Genomic DNA, 11,773 nt, shown 5'->3' on the forward strand with positions numbered 1-11,773 from the left:
CCGCTGACCTTGAAACACTATAAATGATGTATCACGGCGGTTGCCGATCACATAGTCCCCAGAAAGCAAGGACCAGCGGGAAGATCTATTGTAAATGCAATGCTATTAATTTATCAATGCGACCGTATCAGGCAGCCTGATATGGAGCTGTCACCTCAAAATCCTTTTTGGATTTTTCAACAGCCAGCATATAGGCTACAAGTTTTCTTGCTACGGCCAGGGTCGCTCTATTCTTGTTCCCTTTCTCAATTCCCTTTCATGAATTTCAGCCAATTGAGGATTCCAATGTGGTGCAAGTTTTGCCGCCTCAACCAGAACAGTTTGCAAATGTTTATTTCGTTTTTGGATATCGGACCACGACTTTCTTTGCCGCCAGATTCTTTTTGAGCCGCGCAAAGGCCACAATAACTAACTGCCTGACGTACTGCTCCAAATCGCTCTACCTCACCTACTTCCAACACCCAGGTTAAAGCCGTCACCTCTCCAACCCCACCAATTGTTTGCAGCCGGGTTACCCGTTCTCGGATCAGCGGGTTTTCTTTTAGCACCCGTACGAGCTTTTTTTGAATATTAGTAAAAATCTCCAGATTTGACCTGCTAAGTTTTAACATTTCTGAGACGGATGATGGGACATGCTCAATGGTGTCCATTAATTCCCAGAAATAGCATTTGCCATGTAGCTTTTTTTTGTTATATTCAGCACCGACCTCCATTAAAAGTCCAGAGATTTTATTTTTAGTTTGGGTTGCTGTTCTGACTATGTGGTTTCTGTATCTTAAAATTCTTCTTAATTCTCGCAACTCGCTCGGAGCCATAAAACATTCCGGTAACAGATCAACTCTGAGAAGGTCACATATTTTCTGGGCATCAGATAGTATCGTTTTTCTTTTTAGCTGCTGTAATCGCTTTGAGCATTTCAGGATGAGCGACCTTGATATCATCGGCATAAGGTTTTATGAAGTCATAAATCCAGCCGGTAAACATTGTTGCTTCCATTGCAACCGTCCAAGGGCGGGGAAGTTGCTCCATCCATTCTTCCAATGCCGGCCTGGTTGCAGATATCACTCCATTCCCAAGAAGTGTTCCATCGCCTGCTTTAATACAATAAGCGATAATTTTTTTGTGGATATCTAAACCAATGTAATGCATACTCATTATGACCTCCTTGTGGTAATTGATTCTGGATGACTCAGGTTATTCCAGCCGCTTTCTAAAGCCATCATGCCGCTTGGAGGTCTTTTTGTAAAGAGAATCTGCCGATTTAAAATTCATTTTCCCTATGGTAAGATACCATTACCAGCTCGGAGGATAGGGCAATGCTGGGAAGCAACCTGAGCGCCGTAGCTGGTGACGGAGACATGGGGGGTGATATGCAGTCAATTGCGTATTGCCCCTCTCCCATGTTTCTGTCCATAATGCGTTAAATCCCGGGGGGTTGGGGGCTGGCCCCCAAATTAAAATCGGGTATTATTCCTTGCGTAACTTATGCATTCAAACACTTAATTATTAACATCCGCCTCAAATACATCTAAAAGAACCTCATGGCAAGAATCGCAAGCATGAAATGGATCACTTCAGAAAACATGAAAGAACCGGACGGCCCATGGGTGAGGAATCGTTTATCGATAAACTTGAATGTTATCTTGATCGAACTGTCAAGCCCCAAAAGCCCGGTCCGAAATGCCGGGATTCTAACAATTAAGTGTGGTGTCCGTATGCCGTAACAACTGTAGTTCTAACAGGTTAAAGTCCTGAAGGAGGAATTGTCCGTACGCCTTCTTAGCACCGGGAAGCAGCGTCTGGGTAACCAGAGGTTGTAAGTTTCTTATGGGCAAAGATGCAGGCCGTAACGAAAGTGAACCTATATGTAGCCTCGTCAACTAATTGAAGATGCCGACCTTTTGGACATCAAGGGAAGGCCGTAGTGCCTGGGAGTAGAAAACGGAAATCCTTTCAGGTGATCTTCCGGGGTAGCAGGGATGGCATGTATCGGAAGAATTGCAGTGCAGTGCGGGAGACCCAATGCGGTTACGGTGAAGGGCCGTTAACTGATGGATATAAGGAGATCCGAAATTCCATGGGGCTGTATTGGGAGTCGGAGGGGTTCATAGTACCGATTGAGGCTGAGGGACAACATAACCCCGGCCAAGGAAAGGGACCCTACTTTGTTCACGTAACTAACGAGCGGAGGATCAGGAGATTGCAATATGCTACTAACTCCGGATAGGATCAGGACGCTTCAGAGGAAGCTCTATTGTAAGGCCAAGCAGGAACCGGATTTTCGTTTCTATTCTTTATATGACAAGGTCTACCGGGCTGACATCCTTGGTCATGCCTATCGCCTTGCCCGGGCAAACAAACGGCGGTCGGGGTCGGATCAAATTAACTATTTGAAATTATGATGAATATGGCATAAAAACGCTTCTGAGATCGTCTTAGAAGCCTTATTTGGCCCCCAAAAGAGACCGTTTGAAGTAGGACACATATCATTGGCCCGCGCAAATCGACATTTTATCCCCGGATATATCTGGCACATCACGCATCGGTGTCATAAGCGAGAGTTCTTGCTCAAGTTTTCGAAAGATAAAAAACGTTGGGCGTATTGGCTGCTTGAAGCGAAAACATGAATTCAGTGGGTTGATCTGATCCGACCCCAAAATCAGGCCCCAAAATCAGCAGTGCCCCAGAATCCCGACTTTTTCAAGGTCACACCCCGCGGACTGAGGCAAGTCCCATAATACTCCCTGAGCAACTTCTCATTTAAGGAACATTACCCTTACAAAACTCCCATTCAGAAAACCTGCTGGTACATTTCAGGCGTATTGAATGCCTGCGCCAGGAGGCATCTATATTCCCTTCCATTGATTTGAGTCAGAGACAGCTTTGCGACCTGAAACTGCTTTTAAACAGGGCTTTTTATCCCTTGTTTATTACCGGGCTTTCCGGTTCAGGGAAATCCACCCTGGCCAAGGTGCTTTATGTCCGGTTCATGGAAATGCGCGCCAGGTCTGTAAGCCTCTTGGACGGCGATATTGTGCGCAAAAATCTTTCCAGTGAACTCAACTTTTCCAGGGATCACCGCAATCTCAATGTACATCGCATCGGCTTTGTAGCCTCAGAGATAACCAAAAACAGAGGGATAGTCATTTGCGCGCCTATTGCGCCGTACGGTCAGTCCAGGCATACTGTCAGGGAAATGATTTTGCCTTATGGCGGATTTATTGAAGTATTCATGTCCACCCCCCTGGAAATATGTGAACAAAGAGACCGCAAAGGTATTTACGCCAAGGCCAGGGCCGGAATCATGAAAGGCGTGACCGGCATTGATGATCCGTATGAAACCCCGCAAAGTCCTGAGCTGAGCATAGACACTAACCAGCTTACGCCCACTGAGGCTGCTCAGGAAATATTTCTTTTTCTGGAGGAACAGGGGTATATCAGGTAGGGCTTGAAAAAACAGATTTCATTAATTCACAAATAAATATAGCGAGCGCTGTACAATCAGAGAAAAGATCGAACGGTTGCATATCGGGAATTTGCCTCTTGCTAAAACGCCTGATCCCTGATAATTCGGAGACATGAATAACGACCTGTACCATTCCCATGACAAGCTTTTCAGAGAGACGTGGAGCGATCTTGCCAGTGCAAAGTCTTTTTTGCAGAACTACCTGCCGGGGAAGGTTCTGGACGTTGCCCGGCTTGATACCCTTGAAATCTGCAAAGACAGCTTTATTGAACCTGATTTGAAGGATTATTATTCTGATATGCTGTACAGGGTGGAGTTTGGGGAGTCCCCTGGATACATCTATTTTTTGTTTGAACACAAAAGTTTTCCTGACCGTAATATCCATCTGCAGCTTCTTGAATACATGGTCAAAATTTGGCGGCTTGGACAAAAGCAGGGCGGATGCGGCAAGTTGCCCATAGTTGTGCCATTGGTATTGTATCATGGCCGATCCAAGTGGCGGATTAATGAAAATTTTCTATCGGGTTTTAATGGCCCTGTGGAGTCATTGGTCGAATATATCCCCGATTTCAGATACGTGCTGTATGATCTGTCCGAATACAGTGACGATGAGATCAGGGGGACGGTCATGGCCCGAGTAACCATGCTGCTTTTAAAACATGTATTTGAACCGGATTTGGCTGACCGCCTGCCCGATATTTTTTCATTGTTGAAAGAATTGTCAAAGAAAAAAACGGGTTTGCAATATTTTGAGTCTCTGGTAAAATATGTGTTCAGTCACGTGGATGATATCACTGTGGATAAAATGCAAGCCATAGTGCATAACGCGTTACTGGAAGATAAAGGAGAATACATCGTGACACTTGCAGAAAAATTACGAAAACAAGGTCTGGAGCAAGGTCTGGAGCAAGGTTTGGAGCAAGGTTTGGAGCAAGGTTTGGAGCAAGGTTTGGAGCAAGGTCTGTTTGAAGCTGTGGAACTCGGTATCAGTATAAAATTTGAAGATACAGAAGAGACCAGAGCTATAATAGAGAAGATAAAGAAGGTAAAGAACATAGGTCTGCTGAAAGCCCTGAAAGAAAGTCTTAAAACAGCAGATTCTCCTTCCGACCTAATCCGTATCATCGACAATTGAGAAGTCCAAAGCTTGTTTACTCAAAGGTGCTGGTTGGGGGTCAAGAGAATCTGGGGACATCTATGATAAGTTTTGTCAAGGGGAAAATGTAGGCTTTGTTTTCAAAAAACGCGAGAAAAATTTACGTTTTTTTCAGATCAAAGATTGAGCGCAAGCTCTTGAGTGATGCGGCTCAAGCCCTGTTGAATAAGGTCATAGCCTTCCTCGAAAAGGGATGGCTGTGCAAGCGTCTGCAGTACCTCATTTTGGAAAGTCTTTGAAATAATTGGGTTTTCAAAATACGTGATTGAGGTAATTGAGGTCCACAGCCATTTCCAACCTAATTGCGTAACTTCATAAAATGATTGACTTTTCTTCTTTTGAACGACGCCGCGCACGATCAATTTTTTCAATTCATAGCGAATTTGGGTGGAATTTCGAAAATAGTGGGGCAGGGCGTTTGCTATGTCGGCGGTTTTGAATCCATGGACACTGTATTTTGGCTTGAGCAGTTCCTCACATAACTCGAATTGCCGCTCTTTTCTCAGGTCCGGGGGAGTCACTGTTTTGTCGAGATGATGGGTAACGGGCTTTTTGAAGATGTCGGTTTGCCCTTCGCAGATAGAGGTAACATCGACATCGGCGCAGCAGTCAAGCAGCCTGTTGTTGCACCCGAGTCCGAACCACAGATAAGCCTGCAGATAGAGTACAGGTTTTTGCAGCCCCAGCGATTTGGGGTTATTGATGGTAGTTTCGGTACGGATGAGATAACCGGTTTTGTTGTACTGCTTGATGGAATTTCCCCTGAACCAGTGTTTGATGCAGGCATTATTGTCATACAATCTCCGGAAAGTCTTTGAAATGGAGCGGGCGGGCCGCTTGCTGAAGATTTGGGCAATGCTGTCGGGCCATCCGACGCGTGAGAATTTATCAATTAGACGTTCGAAGAGATTGGTAGAAAAACGGGAAGATTTGAAGATGAGATTGGAATGATATAATTATGACCGTTGAAATAGAACTCGCAGGGGAAGGGCAGATAGGAAGATATTTTTAGATAGCACGGGCCACCAAGGATTTCATCGTGAAAATAGATGTAATATTGCTTGACTGGTTTGCGGCATTTGTAAAGTCGATGGAATTTTTTACCGTTTTTTGATGTCAGTTCCCGGGCAGCCATGGTTTGCACCGGTTCCTTGTCGCCCAGGATGCAGAAGACAAAGTTCCCCTTTCCCTGAAAGCCATTGGCGTAGTGCTTTTGAACATACTGCAGCTTGGCGCCATCTGTACCTCCATCCACGGCCGGCCACCAGAAAATCGGGATATCGTATTTTGCCGCCTGCTTTGAGATATGGGTGTTTAGCTGATCGGTGACAATTCGCATGACACCGTTGGAGGGCTTGGAAAATCCCAAGCTCCTCAAAAAGATGACAATGTACCCGATGGAAAAGAAACTCCGGATGTATCCTCGAATGATAACGAGATCGAAACAAGTGTAATTAAATTTGATATTTTCAGAGAATTGATCTACAAAAGTGTTGTCCATGGGTTTTTCTTTTTTTTTTGAGGTTAGGTGTGGTAACTCAACCTTAATTTTTATAAGGATAACCCATGGCATTCAAGACTTTTCTATGTTGGCAGGTTTCGGAACTTTAGTTTGGTAAGACATCACAGATTCACGTCCGGGCGACCCGGCAATTCTCGTTGCGGACAGTAGACGGGCTCGAGAAGAGTTGCGTTGGAGTCCAGAATATACTGATATTGAAAACATTATTCAGACTGCCTGGATTAGATATCAATAAAGCGAACCAACGTGTATAGTATGTGGCGAAAATTTCCCATTTGTAGAGAACCTGGTGCGTTCAGGCCTGTTACTCCTGACCAAATTGGGTGTAAAGGCCCATGATGTCGCTCAACAGCCTCGGCTGTCCACTTCTGGTTTTCAAGAAACCCATAGCCAAGCCCATCCCCCTTGGTACGGCTGAACGGATCATGGATCGAAGACATGTGATCCAGGTGGCTGTAATTCTGTTTACCCTCACGCTCCTCTCCGTTGCCGGCATGGTAACGATCTTCTATTCCGCCATTGCTTTAGGCGATCACGCAACCGCTGAACTTGCAAGAAATATCGGTTTTGGCGGGGGTGTTCTGGGTTTAAGTCTTGCCTTCCTGACGATGCTGTATCGACAATATGCTCATTTAACCGCCCCACTTTATGCTTTGGCCGGTGGTATTTTCATGACAGGCATAGCCTTGCACTTTGAAATTCGATTTCCGGGCATCGCCCTTCAATCCATTTTCCTAACGTTGGCAGTATTTTGCATCATGCTCCTGCTCTATGCTACGGGCACGATTGCAGTAACACGTAAGCTAATAATCGTTATTTATGCCGCGACCGCTTCCATTGCCTTGGCATATTTGTTCAGCTTTCTGTTGATTTTTCTGGATTTCCATATCTCGTTTCTCCATGGTGCAGGAACCGGCGGCACTATCTGGTTCGGCTTCATTGCGGTCACCGCAGCCATTAATATGGTGTTGGATTTTGAACGGATAAATCAAATCGAGGGTCGAAAACAACCTGTCTTCATGCCTTGGTACGTCGGACTCGGTCTGATGATTACCATGGTTTGGCTGTATGTTTCCATCCTTCGGATGCTGGCGACTGTTCGGCGTTAACGATTTGAATGGAAAAATAACCATGCCAAAACAACAAGTATTTGTAATCGGGCACAAGGGCCTGGTGGGTTCGGCTATTGTCCGTCAGTTGGAGCGAAAAACCAATATCGAGCTTCTTACTGCTACACGCAGCGAACTGAATCTGTTGGATCAGGCAGCGGTGCAGACCTGGTTTGAAAACAACCCGGTCGATCAGGTATATGTAGGCGCAGCAAAGGTGGGGGGATTCATGCCAACAATGAATACCCGGCTGAATTTATCTATGAAAATTTGATGGTTGAAGCCAATCTGATTCATGCGGCACACCAGGCAGGTGTGCAGAAACTTTTGTTTCTGGGCTCGTCCTGCATTTATCCCAAGTATGCAAAACAACCCATGCGTGAAGATGCTTTGCTTACAGGCCCTTTGGAACCTACCAACGAACCCTACGCCATCGCAAAAATTGCCGGAATCAAGCTGTGTGAAAGCTATAATCGGCAGTATGGACGCGATTACCGCAGTGTGATGCCCACCAATCTTTACGGACCCAATGATAATTTTCATCCCCGGAACAGTCATGTGATACCGGCCCTGCTGCGCCGTTTTCACGAAGCCAAAGAGGCCGGAAAAAAACAGGTTACAGCATGGGGAACCGGCAAGCCTATGCGTGAATTTCTGCATGTGGATGATATGGCTGCGGCCTGTGTCCATGTCATGGAACTGGACACAGAAACCTATCAGGCCCATACGCAACCAAAGATGTCCCACATCAACGTGGGGTCGGGGGTCGATTGCACCATCCGGGAATTGACCGAAACTGTCGCAAAAGTGGTCGGGTTTGAGGGTGAGATTGTATGGGATACCAGCAAACCTGACGGCACACCGCGCAAACTGCTGGATGTGTCGCGCCTGAAGGCCCTGGGGTGGGAGGCATCTATCGGTTTGGAAGATGGGTTGCGTCAGACCTATGCCTGGTTTCTGGACAATATTGATAAGTTCAGGCGATAGATTTTTTGTATATTCGCTTTTCAAAGGTGTTTATCATGATTCAGCCAATCATCATTGCCGGTGGCTCCGGCACAAGACTCTGGCCCATGTCCAGAAAACTGTATCCCAAGCAATACCTGGCCCTGGCCGGTGATCTGAGCAGGACAGGCTGGTAACCTTCGGAATCGTCCCTGACAAGCCTGAAACAGGGTATGGCTATATCCGCAAAGGGGAGAACCTGGGTGACACCGGATTCTGTGTGAGCGGTTTTGTGGTAAAACCTGGTGCGGCCAGGGCGGAAACCTACTTGAATTCAGGCGATTATTTATGGAATAGCGGCATGTTCATGTTCCGGGCACAAAAATATATTGAAGCGCTTGAACTGTTTCAACCAGATATAATTAAAACCTGCAAAGCAGTCATGGAAAATAGCTCTCAGGACATGAATTTTATCCGGGTGATCAACGGTGAGTAGAGGTCCAGTCCAGATCGTATCTGGGAAAAGATGATATTGTGCGGCTGGAGGACAGGTATGGGCGGGTTGAGTGATCAAAGGGGGGAGAAGATGCAGAAGACTGGTCCCATCCGCAGTGCCTTGAACGGATGATGGCCCCTTTGCTGGAAGACGACACTCTGATGGGGCCCGGGGCCGGATCAAGGCCCGCAACTACAATATCCAGACCATGAACACCAGCTGGAAACCTTTTTTGAGGGATCAGCGATCGGTTTCACGCCATTGATTCCTGCAAGATTGAGGCGGAACTGCGATTAACCGATTCCAAAAATATCGAAATCATATTATGATTTCGATAAAATGATTTATGATAAATTACAGGATAAACGCTGATGCCCGATGATATTGCAGAACTATTTGCAGCCCCGGAAGGAAAAACTCTCGAGTTTAAACGGGATTTGTCTTCAATGAAGCAGATCATGAAGACGGTGGTTGCCTTTGCCAATACCGCTGGTGGCAAGCTTATCATCGGTAAGGACGATGATGGTAGGGTGTTTGGGGTGGAAGATCCGCTTTTGGCGGAAGAAAAGTTGTCCAACGCCATTGCCGACTCCATTATGCCATTGATCATGCCCGATATTGAAATTATTTCATGGGAAGGCCGTCCCCTCATCTTAATTCGTGTGGTACACTGGCCCGGCCCGTTTTATATAAAAAGTCAAGGCCCTTTGGAAGGCACTTATATTCGACTGGGATCGACAAATCGCAAAGCTGGTCCGGAATTTATCGCTGAAATTGAACGGATGCACAAAAATAAATCATTTGATCAACTTCCTTGCCCGGCTTTTGACATAGAGGCCCTTGATATTCCGTTTCTTCAAACTCGATGATCCAGTTTTTAAAAATTGACATGGAACGTATCTACCAGTTATTATCCCCATGTTAACAGAATGCTTTATATTTTAATGATGGGGAGGATTGATAATTTCCCCAAGGTTTTAGATTCATGTGTTTTTTGGAATCATTTGACTTTACAAAATGCTCTTTTAAAAATACCGAGATCTGCTTGAAATGGGATTCTGGGTCATCACTGTGAATGATTTGTTCGACAAAGGATAAGATGCTGTCAACTTTGACGATATCACATAGGCTGCCAACAGTTTTTGCGGGCAGTTTGTTATTTATCGAGGCCACCTGGTCCGGATGAAGGAGGAGACAATGATCAACCAACAGACTCAGGGTCAAACTTCTGTAAGACCCATCTTTACCAGGTTGTTTGGTCAAATTTCCCCACCCTTCATTACCCTTGTGGTCTTGAATAAAAACCTCTACTAACCATCTGAGTGTAAAAGCATCTATTATATCAGCATATCGCCAGGTCAGGTCCGAAGCGACAAGGTACCGATAGTCCTCTTCTCCAGTGTATTTTATTGCAATGACAAATCGTTTTTTCTATGGGCACACACATGTATTCTGGCACTTTTAATAAGTACAACAACCCCTTTGCCTCCGCGTATATGTATGGTTTTTTGAATCGGTTGAATATTTTCAAAATATTTTTCCACTTGATTTTTTACTGTTTTTGAATGAAATATTTTGATTGTACCTTATTTGACTAATGACTTGAGCGCTTCCTGCAATTTTTGAAGCTTCATCCATGAACTCAGCATTACCATACAAGGCATCTGCAACAATTGCTTCTATTTTATTTCAGGGTGTTGCTGTACAAGGTTTTTAAAGAGCTATGGAAATACTTGAAATAGTTGGATATTCATCTGATCGCACCGGCTTTTTCGAGCGTTTTGATTTTGGTACTCCAGCCTTTTTTAACCTTTTATCCTCCTTGACCCCATTCGCTGATTTTTGGATCAGGAACATGAAAGGCGTAGCCTATTGGAATGGTTATTTTCGGTGTTACCAATACCAAAAATACCAAACTTTGCCCCATGCAAAAACCGCCTGTTGATTTTGTCTTTTATTTTGTTGACGCCAAAAATTTTTGTTGTGCATTTACTGCGCTTTTTATCGGAATCATCAATACTGACAACGCCTTTGGTGATACCATATACTTTGAAAATAATTTTGAGACTGAAGTGGAACAGATGCTCCCAAGCAATTTTAGAATGGCGAAACATCCAGGAAAGTGCTGTTTTTATACCGTCCTATGCTGATACGGGAAAAGCAGTCCAATTGATGCTGTTGGTTAAAATGATTCCAGTGATGCAGAAACCCAGCCAGAATTTTTGTGATTTACTTAAGGTCATCCCAGGGGAAGACTCTGTTAACTCAGTATTCAGTGACTCGGTATAATTTTCAACAAACGGCAACAGCTTCTCTATTAACACATCCGCCTCATTTATATTTTCAGGAATGAAGCGATATAGCGCAATGGAACCCTTGTATTCAAGTAAAACTTATTTTATCCTGCTCATTGGAGGCTGGCCAACCGATGGGTGAGATATCAGCTGGAATAGTTGGTATTATACCATCGACTTGACCAGCCTTTACATTTTCCAATATTGTGACATTGTCTAATCCCAAAAACTGGATCATCGAGTTTCAGGGTTTTTACGCTGACTTTTTTACCAAATTTTTCCTGTATTTCAGTAATGGCACTTTTAAGTTGTCTTGGATTTTTCTTCACAATATCAATAACTTCATCATGCATCTCACTATGGATCAGCGGCGTTCTTCCAGAACGTGGTTTATCAATTAAAGAGTCAAATTGATATTTTCCCATCCATCAATCCACTTCGAAACTGTTTCCTGAGTGGTCAAACATATTTGTGAAATCTGACTGATACTATACCCAGAGTTGCTCAATCGGATTGCTTGAGCCCTGAGTTTAGTACGGTTTGACTCTTCATCCGAAAATTCAATAAGTGACAGCCATTTTAATGCCAACGGCTCAATTGGAGAAATAAATTTTTTACCCGTACGTCTCATCTGATATCCTTGCTATGCAAATTTAAAAAACAATGATTTGTTGCAAAGCAAGATTATACAGGAATTATATTTGTCCACCTACTTATCAGCCGGTTCAGGGAGGTGGATCAGCGGCACCGCGAATTTGAGCAGGCCGTCAGTGACTATGCCTGGA

The 11,773-nt window shown here is 44.6% G+C and carries 15 protein-coding genes and 1 pseudogene; 9 read left to right on the forward strand and 7 right to left on the reverse strand.

Going from position 1 to position 11,773, the window contains the following annotated elements; all coding sequences use genetic code 11:
- Positions 1-245 precede the first annotated feature (245 nt).
- Both DESPODRAFT_RS15235 and DESPODRAFT_RS21220 read right to left on the reverse strand, forming a co-directional pair.
- Positions 246-947, reverse strand: coding sequence for a transposase (locus tag DESPODRAFT_RS15235; protein WP_337833560.1), 702 nt, complete (start codon positions 945-947; stop codon positions 246-248).
- Complete coding sequence (locus DESPODRAFT_RS21220; protein ID WP_245531935.1) at positions 868-1,155, reverse strand: hypothetical protein; 288 nt, start codon at positions 1,153-1,155, stop codon at positions 868-870. The genes DESPODRAFT_RS15235 and DESPODRAFT_RS21220 overlap by 80 nt, the downstream gene beginning before the upstream one ends.
- A gap of 1,052 nt (positions 1,156-2,207) precedes the next feature.
- On the opposite strand from DESPODRAFT_RS21220, the gene DESPODRAFT_RS15240 reads away from it, so the two are divergent.
- The 3 genes from DESPODRAFT_RS15240 to DESPODRAFT_RS15250 all read left to right on the forward strand — a co-directional run bounded on the left by DESPODRAFT_RS15240 (position 2,208) and on the right by DESPODRAFT_RS15250 (position 4,601).
- The gene (locus DESPODRAFT_RS15240; RefSeq protein ID WP_040016028.1) at positions 2,208-2,402 is read left to right on the forward strand and encodes a hypothetical protein; all 195 of its coding nucleotides are present in this window, start codon (positions 2,208-2,210) and stop codon (positions 2,400-2,402) included.
- A 464-nt stretch (positions 2,403-2,866) separates the two neighbouring features.
- Positions 2,867-3,445, forward strand: coding sequence for an adenylyl-sulfate kinase (gene cysC, locus DESPODRAFT_RS15245; protein WP_337833561.1), 579 nt, complete (start codon positions 2,867-2,869; stop codon positions 3,443-3,445).
- 133 nt (positions 3,446-3,578) lie between these two features.
- A complete protein-coding gene (locus tag DESPODRAFT_RS15250; RefSeq protein WP_004074559.1) occupies positions 3,579-4,601 on the forward strand; it encodes an Rpn family recombination-promoting nuclease/putative transposase in 1,023 nt (340 codons plus the stop codon).
- 137 nt (positions 4,602-4,738) lie between these two features.
- On the opposite strand, the gene DESPODRAFT_RS15255 is transcribed toward DESPODRAFT_RS15250, so the two are convergent.
- Together DESPODRAFT_RS15255 and DESPODRAFT_RS15260 are read right to left on the reverse strand one after the other, a co-directional pair.
- Positions 4,739-5,422: a hypothetical protein gene (locus DESPODRAFT_RS15255; RefSeq protein ID WP_004074561.1), complete on the reverse strand. Its 684-nt coding sequence runs from the start codon at positions 5,420-5,422 to the stop codon at positions 4,739-4,741.
- Positions 5,423-5,514: 92 nt separating this feature from the next.
- On the reverse strand, positions 5,515-6,123 hold the full coding sequence (locus DESPODRAFT_RS15260; protein WP_157488502.1) for a hypothetical protein: 609 nt from the start codon (positions 6,121-6,123) through the stop codon (positions 5,515-5,517).
- Between the two features lie 356 nt (positions 6,124-6,479).
- Here DESPODRAFT_RS15260 and DESPODRAFT_RS15265 point away from each other — a divergent pair, with 356 nt between their 5' ends.
- The 5 genes and pseudogenes from DESPODRAFT_RS15265 to DESPODRAFT_RS15285 all read left to right on the forward strand — a co-directional run bounded on the left by DESPODRAFT_RS15265 (position 6,480) and on the right by DESPODRAFT_RS15285 (position 9,563).
- Positions 6,480-7,253, forward strand: coding sequence for a Bax inhibitor-1/YccA family protein (locus DESPODRAFT_RS15265; protein ID WP_216594014.1), 774 nt, complete (start codon positions 6,480-6,482; stop codon positions 7,251-7,253).
- A 22-nt stretch (positions 7,254-7,275) separates the two neighbouring features.
- Positions 7,276-8,240: pseudogene (gene fcl, locus DESPODRAFT_RS15275) on the forward strand (GDP-L-fucose synthase).
- 35 nt (positions 8,241-8,275) lie between these two features.
- Positions 8,276-8,395: a sugar phosphate nucleotidyltransferase gene (locus DESPODRAFT_RS21225; protein ID WP_245531936.1), complete on the forward strand. Its 120-nt coding sequence runs from the start codon at positions 8,276-8,278 to the stop codon at positions 8,393-8,395.
- 44 nt (positions 8,396-8,439) lie between these two features.
- Complete coding sequence (locus DESPODRAFT_RS21230) at positions 8,440-8,694, forward strand: sugar phosphate nucleotidyltransferase (RefSeq protein ID WP_245532080.1); 255 nt, start codon at positions 8,440-8,442, stop codon at positions 8,692-8,694.
- Positions 8,695-9,065: 371 nt separating this feature from the next.
- Positions 9,066-9,563 carry an AlbA family DNA-binding domain-containing protein gene (locus DESPODRAFT_RS15285; RefSeq protein WP_004074568.1) on the forward strand — a complete coding sequence of 166 codons (498 nt, stop codon included), beginning with the start codon at positions 9,066-9,068 and terminating at the stop codon, positions 9,561-9,563.
- A gap of 52 nt (positions 9,564-9,615) precedes the next feature.
- Here the strand turns inward: DESPODRAFT_RS15285 and DESPODRAFT_RS21235 are convergent, their stop codons facing one another.
- Positions 9,616-9,957, reverse strand: a complete 342-nt coding sequence (locus DESPODRAFT_RS21235) for a hypothetical protein (protein WP_004074570.1) — start codon at positions 9,955-9,957, stop codon at positions 9,616-9,618.
- A 609-nt stretch (positions 9,958-10,566) separates the two neighbouring features.
- On the opposite strand from DESPODRAFT_RS21235, the gene DESPODRAFT_RS21240 reads away from it, so the two are divergent.
- Positions 10,567-10,983, forward strand: coding sequence for a hypothetical protein (locus tag DESPODRAFT_RS21240; RefSeq protein WP_245531937.1), 417 nt, complete (start codon positions 10,567-10,569; stop codon positions 10,981-10,983).
- 151 nt (positions 10,984-11,134) lie between these two features.
- On the opposite strand, the gene DESPODRAFT_RS21245 is transcribed toward DESPODRAFT_RS21240, so the two are convergent.
- Positions 11,135-11,413, reverse strand: coding sequence for a helix-turn-helix domain-containing protein (locus tag DESPODRAFT_RS21245; protein ID WP_245531938.1), 279 nt, complete (start codon positions 11,411-11,413; stop codon positions 11,135-11,137).
- Positions 11,386-11,619, reverse strand: coding sequence for a helix-turn-helix domain-containing protein (locus DESPODRAFT_RS21250; RefSeq protein ID WP_004074572.1), 234 nt, complete (start codon positions 11,617-11,619; stop codon positions 11,386-11,388). Before DESPODRAFT_RS21250 ends, DESPODRAFT_RS21245 begins: the two co-directional genes overlap by 28 nt.
- Between the last annotated feature and the right edge of the window lie 154 nt (positions 11,620-11,773).

It is taken from the genome of Desulfobacter postgatei 2ac9 (assembly GCF_000233695.2).
Lineage (GTDB): Bacteria > Desulfobacterota > Desulfobacteria > Desulfobacterales > Desulfobacteraceae > Desulfobacter > Desulfobacter postgatei.